The following is a 14,366-nucleotide window of genomic DNA, read 5'->3' on the forward strand; positions in this document are numbered from 1 at the left end:
CGGCGCCGCGCCTCCCCAGCGTCCTAGAAGTCCATGCCGGCGCCGGCGGGCATGGCGGGTGCCGCTTCTTTCTTCGGCTTCTCGGCGACCATCGCCTCGGTGGTGACGAGCAGGCCGGCGATCGAGGCTGCATCCTGCAGCGCGGTGCGCACGACCTTGGCCGGATCGATAACGCCCTGGCTGAAAAGATCGCCATATTCGCCGGTCTGGGCGTTCCAGCCATAGGCGAAATCGGTCTTCTCGCGCAGCTTGCCGACGATGATCGAGCCTTCCGCCCCGCTGTTCTCGGCGATCTGACGCGCCGGCGCCTCGATGGCGCGCCGCACGATGTCGACGCCGTATCTCTGGTCGGGGTTGTCGGCAGCCACCGCGTCGAGCGCATTGGCGGCCCTGAGCAGCGCCACGCCGCCGCCCGGAAGAATGCCTTCCTCGACCGCCGCGCGCGTCGCATGCATGGCATCGTCGACGCGGTCCTTGCGCTCCCTGACCTCGACCTCCGTCGAACCGCCGACGCGGATCACAGCCACGCCGCCGGCGAGCTTGGCCAGACGCTCCTGCAGCTTCTCGCGATCGTAGTCCGAGGTGGTCTCCTCGATTTGCGCCTTGATCTGCGCGACGCGGCCCTGGATCTCCTCCTTCTTGCCGGCGCCATCGACGATCGTGGTGTTCTCCTTCTCGACCACCACTTTCTTGGTGCGGCCGAGCATCTCCAGCGTGACGTTCTCAAGCTTGATGCCGAGATCCTCGCTGATAGCGGTGCCGCCGGTGAGGATGGCGATGTCCTCCAGCATGGCCTTGCGGCGGTCGCCGAAGCCCGGAGCCTTGACGGCCGCAACCTTCAGGCCGCCGCGCAGCTTGTTGACCACCAGCGTCGCGAGCGCCTCGCCCTCGACATCCTCCGCGATGATGAGCAGGGGCTTCGCCGACTGAACCACCGCCTCCAGAACCGGCAGCAGCGCCTGCAGGTTGGAAAGCTTCTTCTCGTGGATCAGCACATAGGGCTCTTCGAGCTCGACGCGCATCTTATCCTGATTGGTGATGAAGTAAGGCGAGAGATAACCGCGATCGAACTGCATGCCTTCGACCACTTCCAGCTCGGTGTCGGCGGTCTTGGCTTCCTCGACGGTGATGACGCCCTCGTTGCCGACCTTCTGCATCGCCTCAGCAAGGAAACGGCCGATCTCGGCATCACCATTGGCCGAAATCGTGCCGACCTGGGCGATCTCGTCATTTCTGGTCACCTTGCGGGCGTTGGTCTTCAACTCCTGAACAATAGCCTCGACGGCTTTGTCGATGCCGCGCTTCAGATCCATGGGATTCATGCCGGCGGCAACGGCCTTGGCACCTTCCCTGACGATGGCCTGGGCGAGAACGGTCGCGGTGGTCGTGCCGTCGCCGGCGATATCGCTGGTTTTCGAGGCGACCTCGCGCACCATCTGCGCGCCCATGTTCTCGAACTTGTCCTCGAGCTCGATCTCCTTGGCGACAGTGACGCCGTCCTTGGTGATGCGCGGAGCGCCGAACGACTTGTCGATGACGACATTGCGGCCCTTAGGGCCGAGCGTGACCTTCACCGCGTCGGCGAGGATGTTGACGCCGCGCAACATGCGGTCGCGGGCGTCGGAATGGAATTTCACTTCCTTGGCAGCCATTGGAACACTCCTTCAGCAGGCACCTTTCATTGACCGATCGGTTTGGGCCGGTTCAAGCCGCTTTTCCCAACGCCGATGTCTGCTCGACCACACCCATCACGTCGCTTTCCTTCATAATGAGCAGGTCTTCACCGTTGAGCTTGATCTCGGTGCCGGACCACTTGCCGAACAGGATGCGGTCGCCGACTTTGACGTCGAGGGGAATGAGCTTGCCGCTCTCGTCGCGCGCGCCGGAACCGACGGCGATAATCTCGCCTTCCTGCGGCTTCTCCTTCGCCGTGTCCGGGATGATGATGCCGCCGGCCGTCTTCTCCTCGGCCTCGACGCGGCGGACCAGAACGCGGTCATGCAATGGATGGAACTTCATATCGTTCTCCTTCGGGACAAACAGATTTTGAGAGGTTCCTCCACTCCGGACCGGAAGGGACCGGAGCGGGGCTCGCGATCCTTTCGGCCTCGCGCATGTGGATTTGGTTTTGCACGCGCCGGTTTCAAGAGGCCGCAAGAAATTTTTTGGCACTCGCAACAGCCGAGTGCTAGCGCCGTGAAAACAAAGGTAATTATGCAGCTTTGACGGGCGCGCCCCGGACCTCTTGACGGCAAAGGAATCAATTCCCAAATCGAACCTGCCGGCGCCTGATGTGGCCGGCAAGGTCAAGGAGCGCCGCTGCCTTGGCGCTCCTCGTATCTATGTTGCTCAATGGAGGATGTAGCTATGAGAACCAGTTTCGACTTTTCTCCCCTGTTCCGGTCGAGCATCGGCTTCGATCGAATGCTGAACGCGCTCGAGACCGCAAGCCGCATCGAAACCGCTGACAACTGGCCGCCCTACGATATCGCCAAGGGCGGCGAGGACGACTACCGCATCACCATGGCCCTGGCAGGCTTCAGCCAGGACGAACTGGCCATTACCCAGGAGCAGAACATGCTGATGGTTTCTGGCCAAAAGGCAGGCGAGGACAACGGCGAGTACCTGCATCGCGGCATTGCCGGCCGCGCATTCCAGCGTCGCTTCGAGCTTGCCGATCACGTCAAGGTCGTCGATGCGAGCCTCGTCAACGGCCTGCTGACAATCGACCTCAAACGCGAGATCCCGGAAGAAATGAAGCCGCGCCGGATCGAGATCACGGCGGACAAATCATCGCCAAAGGCCGCGACAAAGAAAATCGAGGCCGACAACAAGGCGGCCTGAGCCTTCTCGCCGCGCTTTGCGCCAAGCGCCGGGTGATGTTCCCGGCGCTTGTGGGCCTTGTCTTCCGGATGAACAGAAAGGAGGAAAAAATGAGTGTTCGTGATCTGATTCCCTGGGGCCGAAACAATGGTAACCAGGTTCCAAGTGTCTTCCGCGACGGCGAACGCGATCCTTTCCTGTCGCTGCATCGCGAGGTGAATCGGCTGTTCGATGACGTCTTCCGGGGCTTCGGTTCCGGCTTGCCGTCCCTAGGCGGCGTATCAGCCTTTGGTGCCGGCTGGCCGAGCGTTGAGATCTCCGACAACGAGAAGGAGATCAAGGTGGCGGCCGAAGTCCCGGGCCTGGACGAGAAGGACATCGAGGTGCTGCTTGATGATGGCGTGCTGACGCTGAAGGGTGAAAAGCGCTCCGAGACGGAGGACAAGGAGCGGCAGTTCTCCGAGCGCATCTATGGCCGCTTCGAGCGTCGAATCCCGCTGGGCTACGAGATCGAAGAAGACAAGATCGATGCCCGCTTCAAGAACGGCGTGCTGACGGTAATGCTGCCCAAGACCGCGAAGGCGCAGTCGCAGGCCAAGCGTATCGAAATCAAGAGCTGATGCCTGGATGCAGGGGTTGGACCGACGGGTCCGGCCCCTGCGGCATGACGGAACCTCGGCGCTAGATGGAACGGCCAACGCTGGCGTAGGTGCTGGCTGGAGCGTGGCTCCCCTTCCAACGAGTGATCCGCCCGCAGCGGGCGCCAGGTGCTCGCTTGCGGCTCGATGACGTGCGGCCGACGCAGGCCATTCTAACCGTTTACCGCGCTGAGCGCAGATGCCGCTGACGGAACACCGCGCAAGCCTCTGGAAATCCGCGATAACCTTAATTCCTTCCTTCTTTTGGTCAGGCTTCCCGTACGGAACGTTAAGGGCTAGATTAGCAATTCGTTAAGTAATACGGCGGGTGTGAGCGTAAGAGGTGTGCCGTTATGAATTTCAAATCCCTGATCAAACGGGCCGAGGACGTAGACAAGGAATTTCAAGAGCTCCAGTCGGATCTGGCAGAGGCTTTCGAAGAATGTCTTTCGGCTGACGAAGAGACGTCCCCGGGATACGATTCTGCCGCCGACCTGGCGGCAAGCGAGGAGGATCCGCCGGGCGAGACTCAGTCCGAGGCTTCCGCCTCCCGGCTGACGCCGCACACCCAGACACGGTTGGCCGCCTTGGAAGCCGTTTCCGGACTCTTCCGCGACGGACAGGGTCATCTGGAGGAGATCGGGTCAAGGCTGGCCGAGATCGCCACAGCGCACCACATGACGCGCGATATCCTGAACGCCCTGCATCGCGATGCGCTGCGCGCCAATGAGTTGGAGCTGGAGAACGCCGCTCTGGGCGCCGAACACAAGGCCTTGTCGGAACAATTGCTTGACGCTACGCGCAAGCAGCGCGAACGCGACGGCGCGGCCGAGGCCTGGCAGCAGCGCGAGGCAAGTCTCGTCCAGGACAGGGAGTCGCTGCGCGAGGCGCTTGCAGCGGTGCGGCTCGAAATGGTCGAGATGGGCAATGAGAGCGCCAGGCGCGAGGCTGAGTTCGGTGAGATCGTCAAGAGCCTGACGGCCAAGACCGTCGAAGCCGACAGGCGCGCTGTCGAGAACAAGCTGCTGCGCGAGAAGCAGGTCGGGCTTTCGATCGAGCTGGAGCAGGCGCAAAAGCGCGAGGCCGAGGCCCGGCACAAATTCGACGAGTTCGCGGCGACCCACGCCAACGAAGCCACGCGGATTGCCGAACTTATGGCCCAGCTCGGCAGCCACGAGAAGGAGGAGGCCCGGCTGCAGAAATCGTTGGAGACGACGCAGGCCAAGCTTGCCGAGGCAGCCGAAGCCGCCCGCATTGCCGAAAGCGATGGCGCGGCGGAGCTGGCGCGGAGCCGGGCGGAGCTGCGCGGCTTGCGCTCCGAAATCCAGGAGCTGCAATCGCGGCTCGAGCAGGCCTCCATCGACAAGACCGATGCGGTCGCCGAGGCGACAGGACTGAGGGCGCAGTTGAATGACGCCGTGACCGAGCGGCAGATCGCGGAAGAGAAGCTTGCCGTTCTCAGGAACGAGAGCGAATTGGACAAGAAGAATTTGTCGGTGATCAGTACCAACCTCTCGCAGCTATCGCTGCAGCAGGCGTCGGAGCAGATCCAGCTCGATATCCAGAAACAGGAATGCGAGGACCTGCGCGCCGAGGTCGAGACGCTGAATGCCCGCATCAAGGAGCTGCTGCCTTATGAGCGGCTGCACAGGGTGACGGACGCCCGGGCCCGGCAGGATGTTGTGCCCGTGACGAATGGGCATGTCACCAACGGGCATATCGTGGAGCCGGCGCGACCCACCGCCAGGCGCCGGCGCAACATGAGAGCTGCCGCGAGCTGAGGAAGGGTGTCTAGCCAGCTCAGCGCTTCACCGCTCTGGGCCTACTTGCCGGTCATCCGGTCAGCAAGCTGCTGGGCCTCGGCAAGCAGTGCCGGGAAGCCCGGATCGCCCGGCAGGCGCTCGCCCATGCAGGCGCGATAATCGCCGTCGCCTTTTTCCCAGGCGGCGTTGGCGGAATCATAGGCCTGCTGGTCCTTCAGGTCCGAGTTCTGATAGGCCTGCTGAAATTTCTGGGCAGCCGCGTCCGCCGCGGTCCAAAGCGCCTCGCAGGCCGCGATCTTCGGCACGGGCGGGGACGCGGGCGCCTCGGCGATCAGGACGCGGTCGCCCTTGACGACCGCGACGACGACCTGCTGGTCGTAGATCGGTCCGACATCCTGCGTCCAGCCGCCGAGCCGCGCGACGGCGATATCGGCGCCTTCGGGCTTCTTCAGTGAAAAGTCGAGCGTCTTCACGAATGCGGCGTCGCTGCCGATCGCCTGCGTATAGAAGGAGTCTAGCTTGAGCGCCTCCTCGATGCCGGCGGGCAGCCGCAGGCCTTCATCGTCCTCGTCAGCCTTGGACCGCAGCCAGCGCTCGACCAACCCGCGGGTCGTCGCGACGATGCTCGGGCCGGTATCGCTCTTGGCGTAGCGCAGCCCGTCCAGCATGCCGAAGCCAATATCGGAGGCGCTCAGGCTCTGCAGATTGATCGTGCCGGTTGCCGGAAAGTCCTTGACCGCAAGCGGGCCGAGAATGGCGGAAAGACGCTTTTCCAGATCGGCCAGCGCCTTGGTGTTGGCGCCATCGAGCGCCTCCACTTCCGCGTTCGAGCTCTCCTGCGCCGCGATGTCGGAAATCGCCTTGTCGCGCGCGGCGATATAGTCGTCCTCCGGCGATGCCGCGAAAACCACGCCGCTCGCCAGCGCGAACAAAAACGCCCAGACCAGCCGCATGCTATAACCCCAATTCAAACCAAAGCCCTTGGGGCCTTCGCCTGACTTGGCGGCTTTTACGTGGCGGAATCCCGGGGAGAACCCGAATTTAATATCCGGCGTTTCGCTTCTCTACCTCCGCCTTCCTCAGCAGGAACCGCTGGATCTTGCCGCTCGATGTCGGCGAGGAGGTGAGGCACGCCGCGACAGTTGCGCTCTACGGCGCCCCCCTCTGTCCTGCCGGACATCTCCCCCACGAGGGGAGAGATTGGCAGTTCCGCTGACGGCTCTCCCTTTGCACCGTCGATGATTGGCGAAAGCCGGCGCCACATCTGATCTCCCCCCAAGTGGGAGAGATGTCCGGCAGGACAGAGGGGGGCGCGAAGGAACGCAAGCTTTCGTGTCCAGAGCACAGCCATGATGTCGGGGACGGCCGGATCTTCTAAGGCGGGCGCAGGCCCAGAGGTGAGGGACGCACCCGGCGCCACACCAGTCGATTGGGAGGATGATCAGGGCGGCGCAGGGCTTGGCCAGGCCGGTGCCGGCCTGTACAATCTTAGGGTGAATGCAGGGAAGGGCGCGCGATGCGGCTTGGTCGGGATCTCTGTCATTTGACGGTTTTGGCCTTCATCGCCGGACTGGCGCTTTGGCCGCACGCGGCATCGGCCGATCCCGTCACGCCCGCGCGCATCGCCGCCGCCTTGCCGAAGCTCGAAGCGCTGGCGCAAGCCGCCGTCGCCGATGGTGCCGTCCCCGGCCTTGCCATCGGCGTCGTGCATGACGACAAGGTGATCTTCCTCAAGGGTTTCGGGCATCGCGAAGCCGGCAGACCGGAGCCGGTCGACGCCGACACGGTGTTCCAGATCGCCTCCCTTTCGAAGCCGATCTCGGCTACCGTCGTGGCCGCGCTGGTCAGCGACGGGGTGGTATCCTGGGATTCGAAGATCGCCGATCTCGATCCGGCCTTCCGCCTTGCCGATCCCTATCCCACCGGCGAACTCACCATCCGCGATCTTTTCACGCATCGCAGCGGCCTTCCCGGCACTGCCGGAGACGACCTTGAGGGCATCGGCTACGACCGCGCCGAAATCCTTCGCCGCCTCCGCTTTGTGTCGCCATCGTCGAGCTTTCGCGCCGGCTATTCCTACAGCAATTTCGGGCTGACCGAGGGTGCCGTGGCGGCCGCGAAGCCGACAGGCAAGCCCTGGGAGACGGTCGCGGAGGAAAAGCTCTACCGCCCGCTTGGAATGGCCGCGACCAGCTCCCGTCACGCGGACTTCATCAGCCGCGCCAATCGCGCCGCGCTGCATGTCAAGATCGACGGCGTCTGGGCCGCAAAGGTCAAGCGCAATGTCGATCCTCAGGCGCCGGCGGCGGCGTAAATTCCAGCGCGCGCGATCTCATGCAATGGATGCGCCTGGTGCTCGGCGACGGGGTCTATGCCGGCCGGATGCTGATTGCTTCCGATGCGCTGCGACAGACGCATCTGCCTCAGATGGCGCTCGGCCGCAATCCGGTAACCGGAGGCGAGTCTTTCTATGGCCTCGGCTGGAATATTGACTTCGGCCGGCACGGCCTGAGCTGGGGCCATGCAGGCGCCTTCAGCGTCGGCGCGCGTACGGTGGCGACGCTGTTTCCGCAGGAGAAGCTTGGCATCGTTATCCTTACGAATGCCTTCCCGACCGGTGTCCCGGAAGGGTTGTCCGACAGCTTTGCCGATCTGGTCTTCGACGGAAAAGTCGAAAAGGACTGGGTCGAGGCCTGGGACGGAATCTATGCCGGGATGCTGGGTCCGGCGATCGCCGCGGCCAAGGCCGAATATGCCGCGCCTCCGTCTCCGCCAAGGCCGGCCCGGCCGGCCAGCGCCTATTCCGGCCGCTACGGCAATGACTTCATCGGCGGCGTGACCGTGTCGAGCGCGGGCGACGGCCTTGTGCTCGAGGTCGGACCGGCCGGAGCGCGGTCCTATTCGCTGACGCATTTCGACGCCGATCTGTTCCTGACCCATCCCGACGCCGAGACGCCGGACCGGCCGGCGGGCGTGAGCTTCGTCGTCGGCCCCGACGGCAAGGCCTCGGCGATGACGATCGAGTTCCTCGACGACAATCATCTGGGCAGGCTGCAGCGGGTGGGAGACTGATCGCTTCACCCAGAGCCGTGCGGCGATTCTGGGTGAACGACAGCATCAAAACAAAGACCAGCGGGCTCAGGATGCCTGCCCGTAGCGGAGCAGCTTGAAGCAGTCGCCGCTGCCCGTCTTTGTCTGCGTCAGCACCGATTTCGCGCGGTCGATCCATTCCTGCTGCGATTTGGTGTCGGTCTCGATCGCATCAACCGGTGCAAGGGCGATGAAACTCTTGCCCTTGCTGAAGAGCCAGCAGGCGCGGGCGAGAAACCGCCTGCTGCGCTGGCGCAGCAGGTCGGCGTCATAGAGGATGTCGAGCACCTCGTGCTTGATCTTCGGTTCCTTGTCGGGCTTGGCGACCGCGGCCTCCACCGCCTCGTCGCCGATCGCCTCATGCAGGTCCTTGTAGTCGAGGGCTAACTGCGTCGTCGCGTATTTGATCTCGTTCTCGTCGCGCACGATGTTGAACCACAGCGTCGGATCGATCTCGTTGACGACAAAGGTGGCTTCGAGGTCGCGCGACAGGTTCAGGATTTCGAAGTCTCGAACATCGACATCACGTTCGACCAGCAGGATCTTTTCGACCTGCTTGGCGAGCTCCGTTCCCCTGGCGGTGATCGCGGCGTTGCTTCCGCCGTGTTCGGGGCCGACATAGGCGCTGCCCTCATCCAGTATCTCGTCGAACTCGCCCAGCGTTTCGATGACGGGGGCGCCGCGGGCAACGCGCGCCGCCAGTTTGGCGAGAACCTGCTGCAGCTCGGTCTCGCGCTTGCGCTGGTCCTGATAGTTCTGCTGGAAGAAGAAGATGAACAGCGAAACGCCGATGCCGATCAGGATCACGCCTAGCTGCGAAAAGATGTTGCGATAATATTCCAGCAGCTTTTCGCGATGGCGCAGTTCGTCGCGCACGCTGTGCGCCACGCGCAGATTGACGATCAGCGAAATGATCAGCAGCCCGGCGCCGACCAGGATGAGCCCACCGATGAGAAGGTAGCCATGGCCTGCGCTGAAATCCATTCGTCTCGCCCCCCGAAGCCTGCGCCAAATTAGCGCCAATTTCGTCGCGCTCAAAGCCACGAGACAAGCCGGGCATCAGGCCCGGCCGGTCTCGCGCGCCACTCCACCGCTCTGCGGCAACCAAAACGATTGACCCGGCCATCCATCCGGCCGATATCCCGCGCAAGTTCGTACCGAGACCCCAATGACCTCAAATACCGATCTCAAGGAAGCCGCGCGCGGACCCGACGCCGCCTGGCAGGACGACGTGCGTGCCGGCGTGCGCCATGTGCGCGACCTCGCAGCCCTGCCGCTCTCACCGGCCGAGCGCGCCGCTGCGCAGCAAGCCGCCGCCGCCCACAAGGTGCGCGTGCCGAAAGCCTATCTCGACCTGATCGACTGGAACGATCCGAACGATCCGATCCGCGCGCAGGTGATCCCATCGCCGGACGAATTGATCACTGCCGAGGGCGAGCTCGGCGATCCGATCGGCGATCACGCCTTCAGCCCGGTGCCCAGGCTGACCCATCGCCATGCCGACCGCGTGCTCTTGTTTCCGACCTATCAATGCGCGGTCTATTGCCGCTTTTGTTTTCGCAAGGAGGCGCTGACTTCGATCGGCCGCGGCTATACGCGCGAGGCGCTGGAGCCAGCCCTCGCTTACATCGCCCAACATAGCGAGATCCGCGAGGTGATCCTGACCGGCGGCGATCCGCTGTCGCTGCCCGACAAGGCGCTCGCCGAAATCCGCGCCCGCATCGAGGCCATCCCGCATGTCCGGCTCCTGCGCATCCACACCCGCGTGCCGGTGGCGCTGCCGTCGCGCATCACGCCCGGCCTTGTGGCGGCCCTGCAAGGAAGGCTGATGGTGACGGTGGTCACTCACTTCAACCACCCACGCGAGATCACGCCGGACACCGAAACGGCTTGCCGGACCATGCGTCAGGCGGGTTTTGTTCTGCTTAACCAGAGCGTTCTCTTGAAGGGCGTCAACGACAAGGTCGAGGTGCTGGAAGAGCTCTGCCGCGAGCTGATCTATCGGCTGGGCGTAAAACCTTACTATCTTCACCATGGTGATCTGGCGCCGGGCATGGCGCACCGCCGCACCACGATTGCCGAGGGCCAGGCGCTGGCCGCGGAACTGCGCCGGCGCCTCTCCGGCATCTGCAACCCGACCTATGTCATCGATTTGCCCGATGGCGGCGGCAAGGTGCCGCTCGGCCCCAGCCACATCGAGGGCCGGGACAGCGAGACATGGCGGATTCGCGGGCAGGACGGGAAGGTGAGGGAGTATGGCGAGGTGGTCGCCTAGTTCCTCATCTCGAGAGGCGGCAGAGGAACTCCCATCCCGCCCCCCGCATTGTATAGCGGGGGGTCGAAGGAGAGCAGCGTGAAGGCATTGTTGGGAATCGTCGGCGGCTTCGTGCTGACCCTGGCCGTGTTTGCCTCAGGGCTCGCCTTCGCCACTTGGCTGCTGGCCGCCAAGCCGGTGCGCCAGGCAACGCCGGCGATCGGCGTTTCGGAGCTCTGGACCAAGGACGCCAGGCCCGTCGATCCGGCGAAGCAGGATCTCGAGCGCATCCCGGCCCAGCAGGCCGCCGGCGCGTCCGTTAAGGCGGACGAGGGGGCCAAAGCGGCGGATACGGCCACGCAGACCGCAGCTCTCCCAACGCCGCAAGCCGCCGCGCCGCGGCAGTTGCAGCCCTTGCCCGAGATCTCTCCGCCCAATGCTTCACAGACGGGCCAGGCCGATGCGGCTGAACAGCCTTCGGAGCAGGCGCCGGCCCAGCAGGTACAATTGCCCGCCGCGCATCTCGAATGGTGCGCCAACCGCTATCGCAGCTACCGCCCGCAAGAAAACAGCTACCGCTCCTACAGCGGGGAGATTCGCCCCTGCATCTCGCCCTATTTCGATCCGGGCGGCGATCGCACAGCCTCGACCGACGGGCACCAACCCGATCAGCCCTGGATGAACAATCAAGGCGAGGTGACTGACGACCAGGCCGAGGTGGAAGGCTACGCCACGACACGGGACGGCTACGCGACGACTTATGGCGGCCCGCCGGAAGAGATTTTGCCGGAAGACCAGCCTTCCAGGGATCGGCTGCTGGGCCCGCAAATGTCGGGCGATCATATCGACTCCTGCTTCAGCCGCTATCGCTCCTACGATCCGCAGGACAACACTTACCAGCCCTATGACGGCGGCCCGCGCCGGCAGTGCGAGTAGGGCAGGCCCACGTTCCTGCGAAGTGACGCTTGGCTCCTGAAGGCGCCCCTTGGGGGGAGATGGTCGGTAGACCAGCGGGGGGGTGCATATCGAATGGCTAACGTTAGCGCCGCCCTTCGGCACCTTCCCGCCGCGAACGGGAGATGATCGGCTCAATTCAGCACTCGGCCATCAATCTCCGCGACGCTCGTTGTCCCGGTCAGCGCCATGGTGACGGACAACTCCTTGCGCAGAATGTCGATTGCCGTCGCCACGCCCGCCTCGCCGCCGGCGCCGAGGCCGTAGATATAGGCGCGTCCGACCAGGCAGGCTCGGGCACCGAGAGCCAGCGCCCGCATCAGATCCTGGCCTGAGCGCACGCCGCCGTCGAACAGCATCTCGACATCGGAGCCCACCGCGTCCGCTATCCTCGGCAGCATCGAGATGGTTGACGGCGCGCCGTCAAGCTGCCGGCCGCCATGGTTGGACACCACAATGGCGTCGGCGCCGGCCCTGCTGGCGCTGCGCGCGTCGTCGACATTGAGGATGCCCTTGAGGATCAGCTTGCCCGGCCAGATGCTCCTGATCCAGTCGACATCGCTCCAACTCAGCGTCGCGTCGAACTGATGCGCCACCCAATCCGCCACCGCCTTGATGCTGTCCTCGCCCTTCACATGGCCGGCGAGGTTGCCGAAGGTCCAGCGTTTGGCCGAAAGCATGCGGGCCGCCCAGGCCGGGCGGCTGGCGATGTCGACGATCGTGCGAAGTTTGAGCGCCGGCGGCACCGAAAGCCCGTTCCTGACATCGGCGTGGCGCTGGCCCAGCACTTGCAGGTCGACCGTGAGTACCAGCGCGCTGCAGCGCGCGGCGTCGGCGCGTTCGATGAGCGAGCGCACGAAGCCGCGATCCTTCATCACATAGAGCTGGAACCAGAATGGCTTGCCGACAGCTTGCGCCACATCTTCGATCGAGCAGATCGACATCGTGCTCATCGTATAGGGAATGCACGCGGCTTTTGCCGCCCGGCAGGCGAGGATCTCGCCATCGGCCCATTGCATGCCGCCCAGGCCGATCGGTGCAAGGGCTATCGGCAGCGACACCTTCTCACCGAGGATCGTGGTTGCCGTGTCGCGCTGCTCGACATCGACCAGGACGCGCTGCTTGAGCGTGATGCGCTCCAGGTCGGCGCGGTTGGCGCGCAGCGTCTGCTCGGCATAGGAGCCGGACTCCGCATAGTCGAAGAAGACGCGCGGCACGCGGCGGCTCGCGGCCCGGCGCAGGTCCTCGATGCAGGTCATGCCCTTGAGCAGTTGCGGCGCCGCCGATGTTGCCCTGATCTCGTCGGGCAAAGTCACGATGCCCGTCGGAACATCGAGTGGCGTGGGGACTGCTCGTTCCATCGTCGTCCTCCCATAAAATATAGCGAATGCTGATTATTGAAGGTCGCGTGGCCGCTGATGTAAATTCACTAGCGAGTATACTTACGGCAACGGCAGCGCGCCCCATGCCCAGAGCGTCCGACGAGACCAGGCCCGAGATCCTCCAGGCGGCTTACAAGCTGTTTCGCCGCCGGGGCTTTTTCCGCGTTGGCATGGACGAGATCGCCGATGCCGCCGGCGTCACCAAGCGCACGCTCTACTATCATTTCGACAGCAAGGACGCGCTCTTGACCGCCGTGCTCGCTTCGCAGCATGAGCGTACATTCGCCGACTTCCAGAATTACGGCATCGAGTTTTCGGGCGGCGCGGACGTGCTGATCGACAAGCTTTTCGAGGGGCTGGTCAAGTGGTCGTCCAAGCCGCGCTGGGCGGGCTCCGGCTTCACCCGGCTGGCGATCGAGCTTGCCGACCTGTCCGGCCACCCCGCGCGCGTGATCGCGCGCCAGCACAAGGCGCTGATGGAGCGTCATCTGGAAATGCTGCTCGCCGAAGCGAAGGTGCCGTCGCCGAAGGAGCGGGCCCGCGAGCTATTCCTGCTGATCGAGGGCGCCATGGTGATGATCCTGATCCACGGCGACCAGAGCTATTGCAGCGCCGCGGCGGATGCGGCGAAGCGGCTGATGGCAGCCGAGGTGGAGTTTCCGCAACACGATACCCGCCCAACACACGCCTGAAACACACCCGCTCCACAACCGGCATGCCAGCGAAACGCTCGCGCCGGATGTTTGCAGCCTAGCAAATGCGGAGGAGCACGCCGATGACACCCGACCAGATCAGGCTTGTGCAGGACAGTTTTCGCGAGGTCGTGCCGATCAAGGAGGCGGCCGCGGCCTTGTTCTACGAGAAGCTGTTTGCCATCGACGCCAGCCTCAAGGGGCTGTTTCGCGCAACGGACATGAGCAGGCAGGGCGCCAAGCTGATGGCGGCGCTGGGCTTCGTCGTGCATGGCCTTTCCCGCGCCGAGACCATCCTGCCCGCCGTGCAGGATCTCGCCAGGCGCCATGTCGGCTATGGCGTCGAGGAGCATCATTATCCGATCGTCGGCCAGGCGCTGATCGAGACGCTGGAGGCGGGCCTGGGCGAGGCCTTCACGCCTCAGGTCCGCGAGGCCTGGCAAGCCGCCTACGGCCTGCTCGCCGGCGTCATGATCGTCGCAGCCCGTGAGGTGGAGCTGGCGGCTTGAGCTCTCGTCAGGCTGGAGCGCGAAGCCGAGCGCGGCAGGCGATCTCCTGGGCCTTGTTCATGGCCCGGAGGTCGCGGCGAGGCGCCCGTCGCCGCCCTGCCTGCAAGCCCGGCGCCGACCTGGGCGACAGGGCTCGAGCCATTGGCTGCGCAAAACCGCACCGGCGCCACGCGAGCCGTATCGCGGCCGCATCAGGCTCCCCCAGGCAAAGCCATATCGGCTTCTTTTCAGGAACATTCTGCCTTCTGCGAAGTTTGGCGG

14 protein-coding genes are annotated in these 14,366 nt (G+C 64.3%); 9 read left to right on the plus strand and 5 right to left on the minus strand.

Annotated features, from left to right (window positions below; all coding sequences use genetic code 11):
* Positions 1–23: 23 nt before the first annotated feature.
* Positions 24–1,652 carry a chaperonin GroEL gene (groL, locus tag EOD29_RS10415; protein ID WP_066992865.1) on the minus strand — a complete coding sequence of 543 codons (1,629 nt, stop codon included), beginning with the start codon at positions 1,650–1,652 and terminating at the stop codon, positions 24–26.
* 52 nt (positions 1,653–1,704) lie between these two features.
* Complete coding sequence (gene groES / locus EOD29_RS10420; RefSeq protein ID WP_066992870.1) at positions 1,705–2,019, minus strand: co-chaperone GroES; 315 nt, start codon at positions 2,017–2,019, stop codon at positions 1,705–1,707.
* Between the two features lie 348 nt (positions 2,020–2,367).
* Between groES and EOD29_RS10425 the strand changes: the two genes are divergently transcribed.
* The 3 genes from EOD29_RS10425 to EOD29_RS10435 all read left to right on the plus strand — a co-directional run bounded on the left by EOD29_RS10425 (position 2,368) and on the right by EOD29_RS10435 (position 5,242).
* Complete coding sequence (locus tag EOD29_RS10425; RefSeq protein WP_127246674.1) at positions 2,368–2,844, plus strand: Hsp20 family protein; 477 nt, start codon at positions 2,368–2,370, stop codon at positions 2,842–2,844.
* 89 nt (positions 2,845–2,933) lie between these two features.
* Positions 2,934–3,443: an Hsp20/alpha crystallin family protein gene (locus EOD29_RS10430; RefSeq protein WP_067322042.1), complete on the plus strand. Its 510-nt coding sequence runs from the start codon at positions 2,934–2,936 to the stop codon at positions 3,441–3,443.
* Between the two features lie 371 nt (positions 3,444–3,814).
* Positions 3,815–5,242 carry a hypothetical protein gene (locus tag EOD29_RS10435; protein WP_127246675.1) on the plus strand — a complete coding sequence of 476 codons (1,428 nt, stop codon included), beginning with the start codon at positions 3,815–3,817 and terminating at the stop codon, positions 5,240–5,242.
* 41 nt (positions 5,243–5,283) lie between these two features.
* Here EOD29_RS10435 and EOD29_RS10440 read toward each other — a convergent pair whose 3' ends face one another.
* Positions 5,284–6,177, minus strand: coding sequence for a hypothetical protein (locus EOD29_RS10440; protein ID WP_127246676.1), 894 nt, complete (start codon positions 6,175–6,177; stop codon positions 5,284–5,286).
* Positions 6,178–6,767: 590 nt separating this feature from the next.
* Between EOD29_RS10440 and EOD29_RS10445 the strand changes: the two genes are divergently transcribed.
* Both EOD29_RS10445 and EOD29_RS37845 read left to right on the plus strand, forming a co-directional pair.
* Positions 6,768–7,538 carry a serine hydrolase domain-containing protein gene (locus EOD29_RS10445; protein ID WP_281059210.1) on the plus strand — a complete coding sequence of 257 codons (771 nt, stop codon included), beginning with the start codon at positions 6,768–6,770 and terminating at the stop codon, positions 7,536–7,538.
* On the plus strand, positions 7,484–8,296 hold the full coding sequence (locus EOD29_RS37845; protein ID WP_281059216.1) for a serine hydrolase: 813 nt from the start codon (positions 7,484–7,486) through the stop codon (positions 8,294–8,296). Before EOD29_RS10445 ends, EOD29_RS37845 begins: the two co-directional genes overlap by 55 nt.
* Positions 8,297–8,362: 66 nt before the next feature.
* Here EOD29_RS37845 and EOD29_RS10450 read toward each other — a convergent pair whose 3' ends face one another.
* Positions 8,363–9,298 carry a hypothetical protein gene (locus EOD29_RS10450; RefSeq protein ID WP_127246677.1) on the minus strand — a complete coding sequence of 312 codons (936 nt, stop codon included), beginning with the start codon at positions 9,296–9,298 and terminating at the stop codon, positions 8,363–8,365.
* A gap of 184 nt (positions 9,299–9,482) precedes the next feature.
* On the opposite strand from EOD29_RS10450, the gene EOD29_RS10455 reads away from it, so the two are divergent.
* On the plus strand, positions 9,483–10,589 hold the full coding sequence (locus EOD29_RS10455; RefSeq protein ID WP_127246678.1) for a KamA family radical SAM protein: 1,107 nt from the start codon (positions 9,483–9,485) through the stop codon (positions 10,587–10,589).
* A gap of 78 nt (positions 10,590–10,667) precedes the next feature.
* Entirely contained in the window at positions 10,668–11,504 is an 837-nt protein-coding gene (locus EOD29_RS10460; protein ID WP_127246679.1) for a BA14K family protein, read from the plus strand.
* Between the two features lie 152 nt (positions 11,505–11,656).
* Here EOD29_RS10460 and EOD29_RS10465 read toward each other — a convergent pair whose 3' ends face one another.
* On the minus strand, positions 11,657–12,781 hold the full coding sequence (locus EOD29_RS10465; RefSeq protein ID WP_164747392.1) for an alpha-hydroxy acid oxidase: 1,125 nt from the start codon (positions 12,779–12,781) through the stop codon (positions 11,657–11,659).
* Between the two features lie 206 nt (positions 12,782–12,987).
* Between EOD29_RS10465 and EOD29_RS10470 the strand changes: the two genes are divergently transcribed.
* Complete coding sequence (locus EOD29_RS10470) at positions 12,988–13,596, plus strand: TetR/AcrR family transcriptional regulator (protein ID WP_164746757.1); 609 nt, start codon at positions 12,988–12,990, stop codon at positions 13,594–13,596.
* An 83-nt stretch (positions 13,597–13,679) separates the two neighbouring features.
* On the plus strand, positions 13,680–14,105 hold the full coding sequence (locus EOD29_RS10475) for a globin family protein (protein ID WP_127246681.1): 426 nt from the start codon (positions 13,680–13,682) through the stop codon (positions 14,103–14,105).
* Positions 14,106–14,366: the final 261 nt, after the last annotated feature.

The sequence above is a fragment of the Mesorhizobium sp. M1A.T.Ca.IN.004.03.1.1 genome, assembly GCF_003997555.1.
Lineage (GTDB): Bacteria > Pseudomonadota > Alphaproteobacteria > Rhizobiales > Rhizobiaceae > Mesorhizobium.

Excerpts from the sequence above, each read along its gene's own strand:
- groL (WP_066992865.1), bottom strand. The coding sequence starts at position 1,652 with ATGGCTGCCAAGGAAGTGAAATTCCATTCCGACGCCCGCGACCGCATG.
- groES (WP_066992870.1), bottom strand. The coding sequence starts at position 2,019 with ATGAAGTTCCATCCATTGCATGACCGCGTTCTGGTCCGCCGCGTCGAG.
- EOD29_RS10425 (WP_127246674.1), top strand. The coding sequence starts at position 2,368 with ATGAGAACCAGTTTCGACTTTTCTCCCCTGTTCCGGTCGAGCATCGGC.
- EOD29_RS10430 (WP_067322042.1), top strand. The coding sequence starts at position 2,934 with ATGAGTGTTCGTGATCTGATTCCCTGGGGCCGAAACAATGGTAACCAG.
- EOD29_RS10435 (WP_127246675.1), top strand. The coding sequence starts at position 3,815 with ATGAATTTCAAATCCCTGATCAAACGGGCCGAGGACGTAGACAAGGAA.
- EOD29_RS10440 (WP_127246676.1), bottom strand. The coding sequence starts at position 6,177 with ATGCGGCTGGTCTGGGCGTTTTTGTTCGCGCTGGCGAGCGGCGTGGTT.
- EOD29_RS10450 (WP_127246677.1), bottom strand. The coding sequence starts at position 9,298 with ATGGATTTCAGCGCAGGCCATGGCTACCTTCTCATCGGTGGGCTCATC.
- EOD29_RS10455 (WP_127246678.1), top strand. The coding sequence starts at position 9,483 with ATGACCTCAAATACCGATCTCAAGGAAGCCGCGCGCGGACCCGACGCC.
- EOD29_RS10465 (WP_164747392.1), bottom strand. The coding sequence starts at position 12,781 with ATGACCTGCATCGAGGACCTGCGCCGGGCCGCGAGCCGCCGCGTGCCG.
- EOD29_RS10470 (WP_164746757.1), top strand. The coding sequence starts at position 12,988 with ATGCCCAGAGCGTCCGACGAGACCAGGCCCGAGATCCTCCAGGCGGCT.
- EOD29_RS10475 (WP_127246681.1), top strand. The coding sequence starts at position 13,680 with ATGACACCCGACCAGATCAGGCTTGTGCAGGACAGTTTTCGCGAGGTC.